This window comes from Methanosphaera sp. BMS (genome assembly GCF_003268005.1).
Classification (GTDB): Archaea; Methanobacteriota; Methanobacteria; order Methanobacteriales; family Methanobacteriaceae; genus Methanosphaera.
In genome coordinates this window covers 1,443,126-1,461,720 of the sequence record NZ_CP014213.1, presented here as the reverse complement: position 1 = coordinate 1,461,720, position 18,595 = coordinate 1,443,126, and the positions used below count along the sequence as shown (strand labels likewise).

Sequence of the window (18,595 nt, the reverse complement as noted above, 5' to 3'; positions counted from 1 at the left end):
ATTTAATTCAATTTATAATAATAATTATGTATAATCTACTATATAAACTTTACTAATTAATTAATGATTATTAACAAAAATAAGAATAAAAATAATCTCCATATGAAAAATGATTAAAAGTATATCTTTACATATAGATATAACTCTTAAAAATAATGTAATTCTAAAAATAATTGAATTTAAAAAATTTGAAGTTGTACCACTTCCAGTGTAAAATTAATTTTGGCGAATTCCCCTTAATTGTAATAATATAAATAATTACTATGTACCATTTCTCAAACAATCTTTTTAATGAATAATGATATAAATATAATTATCAAGAAAATATTCAAGTGGTATTTTATTATGTTTTTTTATGCAGATAATATGATGAAATTTGCTTTTTCCGAAGAATTTAACGATGAAGAATACGAAAAAGGATACTCAATAATGGGCGTGGGATTTGACAGTACAACCAGCTACAAATCAGGTGCTCGTTACGGTCCAAAAGCAGTAAGGGAAGCTTCATATAATTTTGAACAATATAATCTACGTTTTGATACATCCGTTACAACTGTCAGTTATGATATAGGGGATGTTCAGGTAATTCCAGGAAATTATCAGGAAACCGGAAATATGATATATGATACGGTTAATGAATTGCTCGATAAGAACTTAACTCCCATAACCATTGGTGGAGAACATACAGTAACTTACAGTATTTTAAAATCATTACATGATAATGACCCGGAAGCTTTCAGTAACATGGTGGTTGTTCATTTGGATGCACATTTTGACATGAGGGATGAGTATCTTGGTGAAAAATACTCCCATGCAAGTGTACTCCGTCGTGTACATGAATTAAATCCTAAGGAAATAATACAAATCGGTATAAGATCTGCAGAATATGAAGAATATGAATATGTAAAAGCACATGATAATATCACTTACTTTAGCAGTCATCAATTACGTCAAGACCCAAAAGGCTTGTTTGATAAATTAAAGGATATAAACTCGCCTGTTTATATTACAGTTGATATTGACGTATTGGATCCTGCCTATGCCCCATCAGTTGGCACACCTGCACCATGTGGGTTAACGCCTATGATGCTGGAGGATATAATTTATGCCTTATCAAATAAGGATGTTCGTGGATTGGACGTGGTTGAGGTTGCATCTAATGAAATAGGTGATGTGACAAGCGTAAATGCGGCTAAGGTAATATATGACTTTTTATCATTACAAAAATAAATATTAATTAATTCAATTTACAATAATCTAAAATTTATATGGTGGTAAGTATGTTTCCAATAAGAAGAATGAGAAGAATGAGAACCGACGCAAGAATAAGGGCAATGTTTCAAGAAACAAGTGTTGATATGAGTGATTTAATATATCCGTTATATATCAAGGAAGAGGCAGAAAACGGTAATCCTGAAGAAATAAGTACCATGCCTGGCCAGTACCGGTACTCCGTTGATGATGCGGTGGATTTTGCAGGATTACTTGAAGACAATGGATTGACAAGTGTGCTGCTATTTGGAATACCTGCACATAAGGATGAAGTAGCAAGCAGTGCATATGATAAGGATGGAATCATCCAACAAACAATAAGGGCATTAAAACAACAGACAAACCTTGTAGTCATGGGGGATGTATGTATGTGTGAATACACAAGTCATGGACACTGTGGTATCATACGCGATGAATATGTTCAAAATGATGAAACACTGGATTATCTATCAAAAATAGCAGTAAGCTATGCCGATGCCGGTGTGGATGTAGTAGCACCTAGTGACATGATGGATGGTCGTGTGATGGCTATTCGTGATGGATTGGATGCTAATGATTATTTGAACGTTCCGATATTCTCCTATGCTGCCAAGTATGCATCAACTTACTATGCACCATTCAGGGAAGCTGCTGATTCTGCTCCTAGTTTTGGTGACAGACGTTCATATCAGATGGATCCTGCCAACTTCAATGAGGCAATACTTGAAGTTGCTATGGATATTGATGAAGGAGCCGATGCAATCATCGTAAAACCTGCACTTGCATATCTTGATGTTTTACGTGAAGTAAAACAGCAATTTAAAATGCCGACAATTGCTTATCAGGTAAGCGGTGAGTATTCGATGATAACGGCCGGTATTGAAAAAGGATATATCACAGAGGATTTGCTTGATGAAACACTGCTTTCAATAAAAAGAGCCGGAGCAGATATGATTATCAGTTATTTCGTTCCACAATTAATGGGGATTGAATAATTAATTTTTCCCATTTTTTTCATTTCTTATTTTTATTCAAAATCATTTTAAATCACTTTAACTATTTGATTCAATCGCTTTTTTTAGCAATTATTTTCCATGATTCAATTTGTTTTTTTAGTCGATAAACTGAATATCCTTTTCATTATTTTTCATCAAAAAATAACCCAATATTAATAATCTATTAATTACATAAATTATATTATAATAAATTATGGTTAATTACATATTTTTTTAAACTTTAAAATATGCGTGGAGGATATGATAATTGTATGAATCTGAATTCTCAGGACATAGGAAAATTAGGTGAAATGGCAACATTGTTTGAAGTTAGTGCTTATCCGAAACCGGGTAACGTTCACAGGACACATGACTTTGATAACATGTCCTATGAGGACTTCTTGGTAAGTAGCGTATGCATAAGAGGACACTTGGAACAAGTAGCCGCCAAGGCAATCAACTATTATCCTAACTTATTAAGTAATATAAAAGTTGGAGACAATATTTTGGGAGCAATAGAAGATACAAACAGGTTGGTTAGTACCAATACTAATCTTGGAATATCCTTATTGTTTATGCCTATAGCAGCTGCATGTGCTACTATGGATGATGATGCTTCAATAAAATACCTGCCCGGCACTGTGGATCTTATAATGAGAAATACCGTAGTGGATGATGCAATAGCATTCGTTAAGGCAATAGTATTATCAAAGGCGGGGGGCATGGAAAATAAAACATCAAAGTATGATGTCAATAATTCAAATACTATAGATGAACTGATAAATAATAACATCAATCTCTATGATTTGCTTCAAATGTCATCTAAATATGATATGATATCCTATGAATTAACAAATAAATTACCGGTCATATTCAACATAGGCTTTCCATTATATTCGGAATTATCCTGTGAATATCCATTAAATGATTCTGCAATAGAATGCTATTTGAGGATATTATCAACCACAAAGGATACCTTGATTTCAAGAAAATACGGTGATGAAATAGCTGAGGATATATCACAAAAGGCTCAGGAAATACTTGAATCTACAGATATTCAAACAAGCCAAAGACTGGATGCATTAAATAAATTCGATGAATACTTGCATGAAAATAAATATAATCCTGGAACAACTGCGGATTTTACGGCAGCTTCCATATTTGTAAGTTTGGTTGATAAATATTCACAAAGCGGTTTATAAATAATGATATTAAGGGGGAAAATAGATTAATGATAGATAAAATAATTAACGAATTACATTTGTATGAAAAGAAATTTCTAGACGGTATTGAAAAAAAGGATGATTCAAGTCCGGAAGAAATAGCTGAAACAGAGGACATGCCGGTAAAGGCAGTAACTAGTGCTGCAGGTATGCTTGAAAGTAAGGGTATTATTACCGTGGCTAAAAAATCCATTGACACGATTGGATTATCTGAAGAAGGTGAGGACTATGCCGTAAATGGATTGCCGGAACATAGAATTCTCAGAGCATTACAGGAGTTTTCTAAGGAAGGAAAAGATGAGGCAACAATGGATGAGGTTATTCAAAAAGCCGGTGTCAGTCAAGCTCAGATGAAGTTTTCAATAGGTACCTTAATGCGTAATAAATGGGCAAGAATGAATAATGGTAAATTAATCATAACTGATGAAGGAAAAAATGTCAATATTGATGAATTAGATCAAGTCAAGTTCTTAAAATTCCTTCATGATAAAAAAGAAGTTCTCAGTGAAAACATTCCAAAAAGCTTCGATAATGCAAAAAAACAATTTCAACGAAGAAAAGAATTATTTAATATTAAAACAGAACAGGAATTCAAGTTTAAATTAGCTGATACAGGTAAAAAAATACTTGAAAAAGGGTTTACCTTTCAAAATGAAGCAACACAGCTTACACATCAACAACTGAAAACAGGTGAATGGAAAAATCTCCACTATCGTGGTTATGATATTAACACATCCACTCCGAACAATTATCCTGGAAAAATACACCCACTACAGCAAACCATTGAAGAAATCAGGGATATATTCATCGACATGGGATTTGACGAAGCAAAAGGTAACATCCTGGAGTCAGCATTCTGGAACTTTGACATGTTGTTCCAGCCACAAGATCATGCGGCACGCGAAATGCAGGATACATTCTACGTTTCAAACCCTAAAACAGCCACATTACCATCACAGGAATTGGTTGATAAAACAAGGGCTGAACATGAACATGGTGGAAATACTGGTTCTGATGGTTGGAAATACAAATGGAATGAAGATGTGGCTAGACAAATGGTATTAAGAACTCATACAACCGGTTTGTCTGTAAGATATCTGTCAGAAAATCAGCCTCCGCTCAAGATGTTCTCCGTGGGAAGAGTATTTAGACGTGAAACCATAAATTATAAACACTTGCCTGAATTCCATCAGGTAGAAGGAATAGTTGCCGGAGATGATATGAGCTTTAAAAACTTACTTGGAATCCTCAAGGAATTCTATAGAAAATTAGGATTTAAGGTACGTTTCAGACCAGCATACTTCCCATACACTTATCTGTCAATAGAATCAGAGATATATGTTCCTGAAAAGAAAAGCTGGATGGAACTTGGAGGATCTGGAATGTTCAGGCCGGAAGTATTGGAACCTCTCGGAATCAAAACACAAGTAGCCGCTTTTGGTCTTGGAATAGAAAGATTAGCAATGATGCGTTATGGTATCGAGGATATACGTATGTTATACCAGAGTGATATTGGATGGTTAAGAAAGTTACCTGTAACAAAAAATATCAAATCATTCTAAACTGGAGGAGATTATGATGGTTATAAATTCATTAGAATTAAATTTAGAAGCAATAACAAATACAATAAGTATACTTGAAAAAGAAAATAAGGATGAAAACAAAGAGAAAATAGAAAGCCTAAAAAAAGAAAGAGATATATTGCTTAAAGAATTGAAGGTATTATGATTTATTTCTAATTAATACCATTTTTTTTTATTCTATTTTATTTTTTTAAACTTAAGATTTATTTTTTTTTAATGATGGATGATTATTATTATTTATTTTCAAGGTGATTAAATGGAATTATTGGTTAGTGCAATTAATTTAAATGAAGCCAAAGAAGCTTTAATGGGTGATGCTGACATACTTGATATAAAAAATCCAAAGGAAGGTTCATTAGGTGCAAATTTTCCATGGGTTATTAGACAAATCAGTCAATACGTTAACAAATCCAAAGTAATCAGTACAACAGTAGGTGATGTTGATTACAAACCAGGAACGGTATCTTTGGCTGCCTTAGGATGTGCAGTTTCAGGTTCGGATTATATAAAGGTAGGATTATATGGGACCCATAATTACAATCAAGCAAAAGAAGTAATGGATGCAGTAGTAAAAAGCGTTAAAGAATATGATAACAGCATAACAGTGGTGGCCTGTGGATATGCCGATTACTATAATATAAACTCAGTATCCTCACAAGAAATTATAGAAGTAGCAAGAGATTCAAATTGTGACGTGGCAATGCTTGACACATACAATAAAAACGGTAATACATTAACTGATTATCAGTCCACGGATGAACTAACGAGTTTTGTGGATAAAGCCCATGACTATGACCTTAAGGTAGCACTAGCCGGAAGTGTGAATCAAGACCATATAAATTTACTTAAACAATTGGATTGTGACATAATGGGTGTACGTGGATGCGTATGTTCCGGTGGGGATAGAAATACAGGTCATATTGATAGTCAATTAGTAAAACAATTAAAAGATAACATTTAATTATTTGTTTTAATAAAAATAATAATAATATATTTAATTCATAGAATAATTTGATATTCAAATGGAGGGGAAATAATGAGTAAATATACAGATAAATTAACTAAAGCAGAAGATACTTTTACATTTGATGATTTTTTAATAAAACCTGGTTTATCAAGTATAGAACCTAAAGATGTGACATTAGGTACAAAAGTATCAACAAATTACAATTTAAACATACCAGTTGTAAGCTCAGCAATGGATACTGTAACAGAATCACAAATGGCTGTGGCATTAGCACGACAGGGTGGATTAGGTGTAATCCACAGAAACATGACCATCGAACAGGAAGTACAGGAAGTACGTAAAGTAAAATATGCAAATGAATTAACAGTTAAGGAAGTAATTACAATATCTCCTGATGAAACAGTAGCACAAGCACAGGAAATAATGGATATAGAAGGAGTCAGTGGGCTTCCTGTCGTTACTGATGAAGATATAGTTGTTGGTATAATCAGTCGTAGGGACATAAAACCACTCAGGGGAAAAGCCGCAGATAAAAAAGTATCCGAGGCCATGACACATAATGTTGTAACAATCTCCGAGGACACCGATACTGAAACAGCACTGGATTTGGCTTATGAAAATAAGGTTGAAAGATTGCCTGTTGTCAGTGACGATAAAAAGTTAGTGGGCATAGTCACAATGAAGGACATTCTTGAAAGAAAAAAATATCCAAATGCAGTAAGGGATAAAAACGGACGATACATAGTTGCAGCGGCATGTGGACCATTCGACACAGATAGGGCAATGGCATTAAGTGATGCGGGTGTGGATATTATAGCAATAGACAGTGCTCATGGACATAAAACAGATATAATAAAATCTGCCAAAGAAATGAACAAAAACATAGAATCAGATCTATTATTAGGTAACATCGCTACAAGAAAAGCTGCAGAAGATATATTAAAAGCGGAAATTGATGGAATTAAAGTAGGTATTGGTCCAGGTTCAATATGTACTACCAGAATTGTAGCAGGTGTAGGAGTACCTCAACTAAGTGCAGTTTCAAGTGTTGCAGATGTAGCAGAAGACTATGGTGTACCGGTAATAGCTGACGGTGGTTTAAGATACTCTGGTGATGTTGCAAAAGCATTGGCAGTAGGTGCAAATGCGGTAATGGTGGGAAGTATACTAGCAGGTACAACAGAATCTCCCGGTGAAATGACCATTAGAAACGGCCGTAAATACAAACAATACCGTGGAATGGGATCATTAGGTGCAATGACCGGTGGAGTCGGTGCAGGTAAGGATAGGTATTTCCAAACATCCGGAAGCAACATGAACTCTACAAAACTGGTACCTGAAGGAATAGAAGGAGTAGTCCCATACAAAGGACCGGCAGAACAAATAGTATTCCAATTAATGGGTGGTTTAAAATCATCCATGGGTTATGTGGGAGCAAAATCCATTAAAGAAATGCATGAAAAAGCTGAATTGGTACACATAACACCAAATGGTATGAGTGAAAGTCATCCTCATGACATAACAATTACCAATGAAAGCCCTAACTACCATCCAAGAAGTTAAACTTCTTTAAATCCCCTCTTTTTTATCTATAAATATTATATTGTCTTCCTGTTTTTTACTGTTTATTAATTTTAAATTAATATTTTTACTCTTTTTTATGGTATATTTGAAGAAAACTTTTTAAAACAGTATTTTCAAGCTTATTTTTCCATGTTGGAATAAATATGCAGTCATTAATTCCGATACTAAAAATTAACGATTGCCTTGAAAAAAGTGGTTAAATTTAACCATAAATCATAAATGCTATGATTACATGTATTTGTTGTGTTTTGGAAGTAAAATTGGAAAAAATTAATTAAAAATATATTTAACGGGGTGCATTGGCTTTCATTATTCAAAAAATTATCATAAATTTAAAAGGTGATATGGATGGAAAAATAGGGGATGCTTTTTTCAAAATTAAAGTAGTGTCATTTAATTTTTAAAGAGGAACAATCATGAAATGTGCCTGTTATGTTTTTGCTGGTATATGATGATGTTTTCAGGATGTCTGCCGTTTTCCAGTATGAACTTATTAACATTTTCAATGGTTTCAATATATTCAATCTTAAAAATCCTGCAATCATCAAATTCAATGTATTCTGGTAGATGGCCCTTTTTTTCATTAATGGCCAATAATTCTTTAATAAACTTGGAATATTCCTTTTCTGTAAGTTCTTTTTTAATCACTCGTTTCATTTTTTATCACTTGGGATGCTCAAATAATCTTCTATCTTAATATTATTACGTAATGCTTTTTCCTTGTTTTCCTTGGATAAGTATAATGCTAAGTCAGCATAGTTGTACTGGGCTTTTTTAAGTGAATTTATCACTGTTGATACTTCTGTCAGTGATTTAAGTCCGCTGTCTGTTTCTACTTGGATACACATTTCCTTATATGATAATGATTCAGGTAAATCAATTATTACTTCATCCGTGTTAATGTCTAATTTGTATGCAATATCCTCTTCAGCATCTTTCAAGACTTTTTTATCCATCTGGAATATTTTTTCAGGATCATCTATGTCTGCCAGATTAATGGTGTCTGTTTTTTTGTACAAATGTCTCGTATCAAGGTTTTTCATGGTTTTTTCAGGAAGTCCTTTGGTGTTTCTGGCAATGTTTATTAAATCTCCATCATCAAGATATCTCAGCTCTCTTTCTTGGACAACATTGTCTTCCAACATACGTTTCAGGCATACTCTAAACATGCTATTGACGATTCTGGTTGTATGGTGCTGATACACTGTAGGATACATGAAGTATCTTGCAAGGAGGGTTGATTCGGCTGCTTGAACACCTTTCTGTGTGATTATCAAATCATCATTATCATCATATTTCAGGCTGTATAATAAACGTTCCGTATCTATAACTCCATATGCAACACCTGTATAATAGGAATCTCTGGCCAGGTAATCCATACGATCCACGTCAAGGTCGCCTGAGATAATCTTACCGTATTTTGTCTGTCCATCAATGATTTTTGTGATGTAATTGGCGTTGAATCTTTCGGTGATAATGTCAGTTATTGGTGAATTTTTAATTATTTCCTTGGTAATCGTCTCATGCTTATGACTCAATGCTCTTTCGGATACATGTGAAAAGGGTGCATGTCCGATATCATGGAGTAATGCACATACCCTTAGTAATTCCACCACATCTTCCTCTAACTCTAGTCTGGTGGCTAGCTTGTCTGCCAAGGATAAAGTACCTATTGAATGTTCAAATCTAGTATGGTTTGCACCTGGATATACTAGGCTGGTAAAACCCAATTGTTTTATTCGTCTTAACCGTTGCATCTCCACTGTATCTACTAACTTCAACTCAAAATCGGTTAAATGCAGATCCCCATGGATAGAATCTCTGATAAATCCCATTTTAAACATCCCTTATTTTATTAGTTCACTAACTTCCTTTTTATTTAAGTTTTGCATACGTTCAACACCATCAATCTCATTGATTACTTCTATGACGGATTGGGGAACAAGATCTTCCCAGTTTTCATTATTCAAAATTCTTTTTCTTACCTCCGTTCCGGAGTATTCTTCCCTATTGAATAATGGTGGTTGAACTACTTCAATTTTGTTTTCTCTAAATAATTGTTTGACTAGACTGTTACCCGAATAGACTTTTTCAAAAGGTGGTGTTAGCATCTTTACATGACCTACCCATAAGGAGTTGCATGCAATATCCTCAAGTGGTATAATATAATATCTAGAAGGGTCCACTTTATATTCTCTTAGTGCTTTGGAGAGCATTAAAACCCTTTCTCCACTGGTAAATGGATTAGAGTTGGTATGGCTTTGATCTGCACTGCCGATTCCTATTATTAGCTCATCCACCTCATTTAAAGTGTCCTGAATAACACTCATATGACCATTATGTAATGGTTGTATCCGCCCAATTAATAAGCCTCTTTTGATATTCATCTTTTTTTCACATTTGCAATTAAATCTTTTCTTAATTAATTGTTAGATATTGTATTTAGTAGTATTTATAGTTTTAATCATTTTTTTTCATATATCCTTTATGATGTCTTTAAATTAAAACAATTCTTAATAATGATTAACTAAATGATAGTTAAATTCCCAGTTGGATAATTTTCCATTCATTTTCTATTATGGTCCCAATAACATGGATTAAGTATAAATATTATGATTATCATAGTATTATATATATCGATTAACATAGTCCTTTAGGGTAGTGGCAATCCTACGAGACTCTGGATCTTGTGACAGCGGTTCGACTCCGCTAAGGACTATTATACTCTATTTTTTTTATTTTTACCTGGTGTTTATTATGTCAAATTATTCTAGAAGATTGTATAATAATGAAAAGTTCAATATATCTCTTATAGATAATGCAATCGTATTAAAATTGAATGTTGACAATAATCTATTAATTTCATCATGGCATAATGCTGGTTATCAGGAAAACATGCAGAATGTAGTTAATCAATCATTAACACAAAGCGATTATCCGATTATTGAAGAATTAACCAGTAAAAACTTTCAAATAAAACGATTTAATGAGCTGGGATTAGATCCTGACAAATCAACCGGACTCATAACATCCGCAAACATGGATTTCTATTCAATAATTACTAAAAACTATAAAGAATTAAGCGTAACTACCATAGTAACAGCCGGGGCAGATAAAAATGCCGTAAAAGCAGGAGATAATGCATCATTCTATGAATACAATAACAAATACCAGCCAATTACAGGTACAATAAACATAATAACATTCATCGATGCTAATATGGAGGCAGGTACTTTAACAACAGCACTCATAACCATAACAGAGGCAAAAACCAGTGTTCTAGAGGACTTAAAAATTCAAAGTAATTTTTCCACACATATCGCTACAGGAACAGGTACAGATGGGGTATGTGTAATATCAAACACCTCAAGCGACAATCACCTTGAAAATGCAGGTAAACATTCCAAGCTTGGAGAACTAATTGGCAAATCTGTAAGAGAAGCGGTCCTTGAGGCATTATACCTGCAAACGGGGATGTGTCCTGATTATCAAAAAACAGTACTAAGCAGACTTTCAAGATTCAACATAACATTTGACGACTTTTATGATAAATTAAATTGTGTCAGTTTAGTTGAATATGCAAGTTTATTCTACCAATTTAACAAGGATGAATATTATGTTTCATGGATAAGCTGCATGCTCAATTTGGTGGATGAATACCAGACGGGGTTATTGACCTTAAAAGATATCAGTAAATCCATAATCGTATTGACAAATTCATTTTTAAGTCTTGATAAAAAAATAGTGGAGTTTGAATCCATCAATCAAATAATTGATTATGTGATAGATTCTGTAAATGAATATCTGTTGGATGATTAATCCGATTTATTTTATATGAGTAATACTGGTAGTGGGATGTTTTTAACTACAAATTCAGTAAATTCACCCATCAAGGTACTTTTATTTTTTGTATTGCCGTGTCTTGCCATGACAATTAAATCAACATCACTTTTTCTTGCAATAATCATCACATCATTCTTACGGCTGCCATATATCAGCAAGTCCTCGGCACCAATATTTTCTTCTATCGCGTAATCCTTAATCGCATTTATGAATTTTTGTCCCTCCTCTTCCTGATTGGCAATTGTTGCTAATCTCTGATCAAAGATATATGTTATCACAACACTTGCATCGAGTTTTTTTGCCAGTTTAACAGCTTCAATTCCAGCATTTTTTGCATTATCAGACCCATCGGTCAATACCAATATTCTTTCATACATTCTAATCACTCTTTATTTTCATCTTCTATAAACTTATCGACAACTTCATCAACATCTCCATCTGCCACTAGTTTTCCCTTGTTGATATAAATGGATCTTGTGGATACCTCTTTGACAAAGTCCATGGTATGACTTACCAAGATGATTGTCGTATTGAATTGTTCATTAATCTTTTTAAGCGAATTTGCAACAATTCTCAACGTTATCGGATCAAGGTCACCAAACGGTTCATCCAGTATCAGTATATCAGGTTTTGAGGCCAATACTGTTGCAATGGCTACTCTCACTTTCTGACCACCGGACAATTCGATAAACTGTCTGTTAAGAAGTGGAAGTGGCAGATCCAATGCTTCAAATACTGGTATTGTATAGTCAATCACATCATCATTATTAAGTGGTGGGAAGAGTATGTTCAGTATTTCCGGTCCAAGGTTAACCTTTTCAAGCTTGGTGATTGCCTCTGTTCTTGATAAATCAGTCAATTGATATATTACATCCAATGATTCATCGGATAACCCAATTTCTTTGGCCTTGGCAATGGCATTTTCATAGGTTTTGTCTGTTTTGGGTGAAAGGTGTGTTCCTATCTGTTCGAGTATAGGTGTATGAGGGGTAAGGGCAAATTCCTGGTGCATAAATCCCATATTTTTTCTAATCTGCATACGGTTTTCACCATAATCGGCCATGTTAATCCATTGGTCATTGGTCAATATTTCAATTGAGCCGCTATCCTCTAATTCAAATCCTGCAATCATCTTTAATATTTCAGTCTTTCCACTGCCGGTAGGGCCTATGATTGATAATATTTCTCCCTTATTTACACTGAATGATACATTATCTATTGTAAGTACATGTCCTCCCTTATAAAGGTAGAAGTCTTTATGTAAATCCGTCACTTTTATGATTGGTTGGCTGCGATCCATATCAGCAATTGGATATATCTCTTCCTCATTTTTGGTAAATTCCTCTATTATTTTTTCAGGGGTGTCAATCTTTTCTACCTTACCGTTATATATAAGCATTATGCGTTCTGAGACATATTCTTGTATTTCAGGTTGATGACTTACCATTATGACAGTTGTACCGTATTTTTCATTGATTTTTTTAATCGTATCAAGTACTTCGAATTTTTTCTTAGGGCTGCTCATTGTAGCTGGTTCATCTAACAGTAGTATTTCAGGTTTTTTTGCTAATTGTCTTGCAAGTACAAGTCTTTGTTTTTCTCCACCACTAAGAACCGGTGCAAAATGGTTTGCCTTCTCTTTAAGGCCAACAGTATCCAATATGTCCAGTGCCTCATCCATGTATTCTTCCTTTACCTCATCTATTATTACATTGGATTCATCACCTATTTTCAGTCCATGCAATTTGTGAATAACATTTTCCAGTGCTGTTTTTGACCATAATCCGAATGATCTTTGAAGGTGAATTGATGTTTTTTCCCTTAAATCATTTTTGTATGATGAATAGTTCTTAGGTGTTATTTCCATATCATCAATTATGATTTTTCCTTCATCAAAGTCTTCAACCCCTCTTAATATTCTCATGAGCGTTGATTTACCGGAACCACTGATTCCCATGATTCCAAATCGTTCATTATCTTTTATTTCAAATGAAACATTATCCAATGCCTTGATTTTGTTGTTGTTTTTTAATTTGTAAATTTTCGTTAGATTTTCAACTTTAATCATTTTATAACCTGTTTGTTTATTATTCGCTATTATATTATTTGTATATGATTCTAATTATTTTTAATTACTGTTTCTGATGATGAGCAAATAACTTTAAAAAAGTATTTTTCATCAAAGATTCTTTTTAGTATTATTATTGAATTTTTTTATTATATTAAAAAATATATATTTATTTTTACAAATATACTCATATTAACTTTACTTTATATAATATAAATATTGCTTTATAATGATTGTATATTGTTTAAGTTAATACTATATTAATTTGAAAATTATGTCGGAGAAAATAAAATGAATATGAATGTTAAAAGAATGTTCTTATTTGCTACATTAATGATATTATTGTTGGGTATCACCGCAGTATCTGCTGATGATATCAATGATGATACCGTTAGTGATGCATCATCTTCAATCCAGGTTGAAGATAATCAAATGGATGATATATCGATTGATAATAATAAGAACATGGAAATCAAAAAGAATTTAAAACAAGCTCCTGAAACAAGTGTGGATTATTATGTTTCAGATTCAAACGGTAATGACGAAAATGATGGATCACAGACAAGTCCATTTAAAACAATAAATACCGCAATATCAAAAGCTGACTCTGAAAACGTATATAATATACATATCCTTGAAGGAACTTACAAAGGAGAAGGAAACACAAACCTAACAGTCAATGGTCAGTACTTCATAAACCTCATCGGTGATGGGGTAGATAAAACCATCATTGACGGTGAAGCAGAATACGTTATCAATACCGAACCATATCATTGGGGAAGTAGTGATATCTGGTCTTTCTGGATAGGAAGCGGTAATATGATAATGAACATTACCGAAGGTAATGGACTTATCACAATTAAGGATTTCAAAGTACAAAATGCATGGGTTAATGATACAGGCGGTGGAGATTCAATGCAAAAATGTGTTGGTGCTACAATAAGCAACCATGGTACATTAAACGCTTCAAACATTTACTTCTATCAGAATCATGCAGGTATTGGTGCAGGTATAAGAAATCAACCTACTGGAGTATTGTATGTGGAAAACTGTACCTTTGAAAATCAGACAAAATCAGTAAGTACGGGTAACTTTGGATCAGCAGTTTATAACAACGGTACGGCATACATAAACAACATCTATGTATTAAACAATTATGCTAGATGGGGTGCCGTAACTAATGATAAGATATTATATCTGTCTAATTCAACATTTGAAGGTGGAATAGGATATGATGGTACAAGTACTTATAAAAACGGTCCAACGATATATGTAAATACTGGTACTGCCGATATATACAATCAGTACGATTCAGAGGGATCACTAACTGAAGTGGAAAACTGTAACTTTATAAATAACCAGCAATGTGATATAAACGTTGGAAAAGCAAATATTTCCGTGAATAATTGTACTTTCAATCATAGTACTGGTATTTACATAGTAAATGGTACTCGTGGATCAATCATATCTCAAAACTATACCAACAATCAATTTATAGACATTCAAGAATCAACACTGTTTACATCAATGACCTCAACAACAAAACCTGCATTTGGAATACACTCAGTTGGAAACTATAGTATTATAATTGAAAATAATACTATCGACGTACCTAATAAAAAATATGGATATGCATTATACATAACAAACAATACAATTGTAAGAAACAATACGATGAACAATGTTCTAAGAATAAACGGTGCAAACGCTACAGTTATAGACAATACAATTTCAAGTAGAAGTGACACGACAATTGCAATACTCAATACCGCTGCACGTAATGCAAAAATCATAAACAACACCTTATATGCCGGAGCGGTATATGGTGACAATTCTGTTACCGGGGCAACAACAGCAACAACACTTCAAGGAAACCTTCCAATAGTCTCTTCATTAACCATAACCGATGAAAACTACAATGAATACTTCGATGAAAATGCAGTTCTAAAAAGTGATGTTGTAGCTAACGGTACTAAAATAGTATTTTCCGGTGACTTGATTAATAAGGACTTTGTATTTGACAATATACATGTACTGTTAACATCAGAGGCCAACTCCAAATTAATCAACGCTACAATCACAAGTCAAAATGACGCAGTTATCTACCTGCAAAATATTAAAATCAACAATACCAAAAATGACAAAGGATACGTAATATTATTGGATAGTGAGGATAACATACTAAAAAATACCTCAATAACAGTAGATACTGATAAGGAATTGCAGGCAATCAAAATCGAAAAAGACTTAAACACGATAACTAACTGTACAATAAACATGACCGCAGCAGCAGGTGACGTTGAATGGTATGAAAATTATGCCATGGGTTATGTTCCAACAGTAGCAGTATTCATAAGATCATCAGATAACTTCATAAACAACTCCAAAATATTCGTTTACGGATCAAAAGTTGCAGAAGGTGCATTTAGTCCTACCGTTGATGGAGTGGATATCCAGTCTAAAGCAGTAGGTGAATATGTTGTCGGTAATGAATTAAGAAATACCAGAATCAATGTAACCGGTGGAAGTTACGTCTATGGATTAAACATGGCACGTGCTAAAGATACATATAGTACACTGACATATTACATTGTAAATTCAACCAACTGTGCATACGCACTTCAAATAGGGGACGGTCAAGACAATCAAATGGCAGGATATGTCACTTCATACGCTGATAATCAAGCATATGGGGCTTACATAACAGCAATGGCAACCGGTAAAACAACCAATACCAACTTCTCCAAGTTATACATTCAGGATACCAATGCACCGGAAGTATTCGGAATATATGTTGATGGAGCAAGTGGCGTGGAATTAGCAAATGCAACATACACCCTTACCGGTGGAGTTGTAAAGGCAGTTGACATTCATAGCGATTATCTGGGAAACACTCCTGAAAATATATTTATCAACGCATTAAAAATATCAGTAATCAATGAAGATGAAGCATCAGAATTCATGACCATTTCAAATTCAAGCAATGTAACAATAACAAACTCAAACATGACATCACAAGCAGGTAAAGGAATAAGCCTAACAGATGTAACGGATGCAACAGTAGTTGGAAATTACATAAATGCAAACAACGTTGTTGGTGGAAATGCAGCAGTAACATCTAATCTTGAAGCAGTAATTGAAAACAACACGCCAACTATAGCATTACTTACGGATGATACATATTCCACATTGTTTGATGAAAATGGAAACTACATCTCTGATGCAACAGTTTTAGGTTTGGCAGGAGATTTACATAACAAGGACTTAACATTTGATAAAACCGTATCAGTAAACCTTACAAATACTGGTGATTACACGATATATGAGGGTACAATCAAATTATCTGATTTAAATCCGGAAACTCCTTCCACAATACAGACTACTATAAACGTAATCGGAGTAAACTTCAACAATACTGATAAAATGGTATTTGATGATAAACTGGCTGACAAAACCAAAAGAACAGTCAAATTCGCAAATTCCACAATCAATGTAACTGGCAGTGATATAGTAGCTTTCAGTTCAAGCAACGCTACACCTATATCCCTTGAAATAGCTGCTTCCGATATTACAATGACTGGAAATAATGTGATTGTAGTAAATTTCAATGGATTAAACAGAACTCAATCTTTAAACATTAATGGAAATACTATAGATGTTTCAGCATTAGACACTGCAATAATAGTAAACGCATCCAAAGCAAGTGCACGTCTTTATAATAATAGCATAACTCAAAAGGCTGCTGAGTCAATAACGGCAAGATATGACAATTGTACAATATCAAGCTATAACTTCAGATACAACAATATTATATCCGAAGGAGATACAGTTAGTGTATTAGAATACTTCAAAAACGATACCACATCAGCTTATATCAGTGACAACAATATGACTTTAACAAGTTCAAACCCAATAAATGCCATAAGCATAATCGGTTCTAAAGGTGCAAACGTACAAAACAATAATATAATCGTCAATGCAGAAAATGGGGAAGTACCTGTAGTATACTCAAATGCAACAACATCCGTACAAAACAACTACATATTGGCCTATGACGTTGCAGGAAATGATGCTGTAAGTACAAAAGGTACAAATACTAAAAACTCACCAAATGCAACCGCACCAGTACAATCCAGTATAATCGTGGATGATGTAACAGCTACAATTGGTCAAACAGTTACAGTAACTGCATTTGTAACGGATGCCAAAAACAACAGCATTCCTCGTGGAACAGTAACATTTACAGATAGTGCCGGTAATACATTGGCAACGGTGGATGTTGTCGATGGACAGGCAAGCTTTGATGTAAAATACAATAAGCCAACGGACCTGGAAGTAACGGCAAGCTTCACAAACAATAAATACTTCACTAATAGTGAATGTCTATTTAACATAACCTTTGCTAAAAAAGAAGTAACCCTTACCTTGGATGAAGTGACACTCACACCGGGAAAAACAACCACACTTACAGCCAGACTGGTTGATAATGAAGGAAACAACCTGAATGTCGGAAAAGTTGTCTTTAAAGTAAACGGTAAAACAGTCAAAGATGAAAACGGCAAAGTAATATATGCTAAAGTAGTTGATGGTGTTGCTAGTGTAGATTATTTGGTTGATAATGCTCTGGCAGATAAGAACGTTACTATAACAGCTCAATACATGGGTAGTTCTAACTATGATAAGGTTACTGTAGACGAAGAAGTATCCGTGGGTAAAAAACAAGTTACAATGACTATTGATGACATACCTGAAGTAACAGTAGGATCAACCGTCACAATCAAGGCAAACATTGTGGATAGCGACAACAACCCAGTAAATGGAGGTAAAGTTGTATTTAAACTCAACGGTAAAACATTAAAAGATGAAAACGGCAAAGTGATTTATGCCAAAGTAATTAATGGCATAGCTACAATCGAAAACTATGATTTAGGCTCATTAAAAGCTAATACATATCAATTGCAGGCAGTATTTACTTCACCAACCTTTGATAAAGCTCAGACAAATACAACATTAACAGTAATTAACTAAAATGGTTAATTACCTCCTTAATTACTTTTTTTTCAAAAGGAATTGGTCCTTAT

General features: G+C 33.8%; 14 protein-coding genes. 9 read left to right on the top strand and 5 right to left on the bottom strand.

Translation table 11 applies throughout. From position 1 onward, the window contains the following. The first annotated feature begins 345 nt into the window (after positions 1-345). From speB to guaB, 7 genes are all read left to right on the top strand, one after another. Positions 346-1,230, top strand: a complete 885-nt coding sequence (gene speB / locus AW729_RS05025) for an agmatinase (protein ID WP_112124081.1) — start codon at positions 346-348, stop codon at positions 1,228-1,230. A 50-nt stretch (positions 1,231-1,280) separates the two neighbouring features. After that, positions 1,281-2,246 carry a porphobilinogen synthase gene (hemB, locus tag AW729_RS05020; protein ID WP_112124080.1) on the top strand — a complete coding sequence of 322 codons (966 nt, stop codon included), beginning with the start codon at positions 1,281-1,283 and terminating at the stop codon, positions 2,244-2,246. A 272-nt stretch (positions 2,247-2,518) separates the two neighbouring features. Next, a complete protein-coding gene (locus tag AW729_RS05015; RefSeq protein WP_162685803.1) occupies positions 2,519-3,448 on the top strand; it encodes a triphosphoribosyl-dephospho-CoA synthase in 930 nt (309 codons plus the stop codon). 29 nt (positions 3,449-3,477) lie between these two features. Then, positions 3,478-5,031 (top strand): phenylalanine--tRNA ligase subunit alpha, encoded by a 1,554-nt coding sequence (locus tag AW729_RS05010; RefSeq protein ID WP_112124078.1) that lies wholly within the window; start codon positions 3,478-3,480, stop codon positions 5,029-5,031. Positions 5,032-5,047: 16 nt separating this feature from the next. Beyond that, positions 5,048-5,197, top strand: coding sequence for a hypothetical protein (locus AW729_RS11410; protein WP_204355169.1), 150 nt, complete (start codon positions 5,048-5,050; stop codon positions 5,195-5,197). Positions 5,198-5,308: 111 nt separating this feature from the next. Then, positions 5,309-6,013: a (5-formylfuran-3-yl)methyl phosphate synthase gene (locus AW729_RS05005; protein ID WP_112124077.1), complete on the top strand. Its 705-nt coding sequence runs from the start codon at positions 5,309-5,311 to the stop codon at positions 6,011-6,013. A 75-nt stretch (positions 6,014-6,088) separates the two neighbouring features. Then, the gene (gene guaB / locus AW729_RS05000; RefSeq protein ID WP_112124076.1) at positions 6,089-7,582 is read left to right on the top strand and encodes an IMP dehydrogenase; all 1,494 of its coding nucleotides are present in this window, start codon (positions 6,089-6,091) and stop codon (positions 7,580-7,582) included. Positions 7,583-8,017: 435 nt separating this feature from the next. Here guaB and AW729_RS04995 read toward each other — a convergent pair whose 3' ends face one another. The 3 genes from AW729_RS04995 to AW729_RS04985 are packed head-to-tail and all read right to left on the bottom strand — an operon-like array spanning position 8,018 to position 9,990. After that, on the bottom strand, positions 8,018-8,260 hold the full coding sequence (locus tag AW729_RS04995; protein ID WP_112124075.1) for a pseudomurein-binding protein: 243 nt from the start codon (positions 8,258-8,260) through the stop codon (positions 8,018-8,020). After that, the gene (locus AW729_RS04990) at positions 8,257-9,438 is read right to left on the bottom strand and encodes an HD domain-containing protein (RefSeq protein ID WP_112124074.1); all 1,182 of its coding nucleotides are present in this window, start codon (positions 9,436-9,438) and stop codon (positions 8,257-8,259) included. Before AW729_RS04990 ends, AW729_RS04995 begins: the two co-directional genes overlap by 4 nt. Before the next feature lie 12 nt (positions 9,439-9,450). Further along, positions 9,451-9,990: a nicotinamide-nucleotide adenylyltransferase gene (locus tag AW729_RS04985; RefSeq protein ID WP_112124073.1), complete on the bottom strand. Its 540-nt coding sequence runs from the start codon at positions 9,988-9,990 to the stop codon at positions 9,451-9,453. 370 nt (positions 9,991-10,360) lie between these two features. Between AW729_RS04985 and AW729_RS04980 the strand changes: the two genes are divergently transcribed. After that, the gene (locus tag AW729_RS04980; RefSeq protein WP_112124072.1) at positions 10,361-11,422 is read left to right on the top strand and encodes an adenosylcobinamide amidohydrolase; all 1,062 of its coding nucleotides are present in this window, start codon (positions 10,361-10,363) and stop codon (positions 11,420-11,422) included. A gap of 11 nt (positions 11,423-11,433) precedes the next feature. On the opposite strand, the gene AW729_RS04975 is transcribed toward AW729_RS04980, so the two are convergent. Both AW729_RS04975 and AW729_RS04970 read right to left on the bottom strand, forming a co-directional pair. Further along, positions 11,434-11,823 carry a universal stress protein gene (locus AW729_RS04975; protein ID WP_112124071.1) on the bottom strand — a complete coding sequence of 130 codons (390 nt, stop codon included), beginning with the start codon at positions 11,821-11,823 and terminating at the stop codon, positions 11,434-11,436. A 5-nt stretch (positions 11,824-11,828) separates the two neighbouring features. Next, positions 11,829-13,514: an ATP-binding cassette domain-containing protein gene (locus AW729_RS04970; RefSeq protein WP_112124070.1), complete on the bottom strand. Its 1,686-nt coding sequence runs from the start codon at positions 13,512-13,514 to the stop codon at positions 11,829-11,831. Positions 13,515-13,805: 291 nt separating this feature from the next. Between AW729_RS04970 and AW729_RS04965 the strand changes: the two genes are divergently transcribed. After that, positions 13,806-18,542 carry an Ig-like domain repeat protein gene (locus AW729_RS04965; RefSeq protein ID WP_112124069.1) on the top strand — a complete coding sequence of 1,579 codons (4,737 nt, stop codon included), beginning with the start codon at positions 13,806-13,808 and terminating at the stop codon, positions 18,540-18,542. The last annotated feature ends 53 nt before the right edge of the window (positions 18,543-18,595 follow it).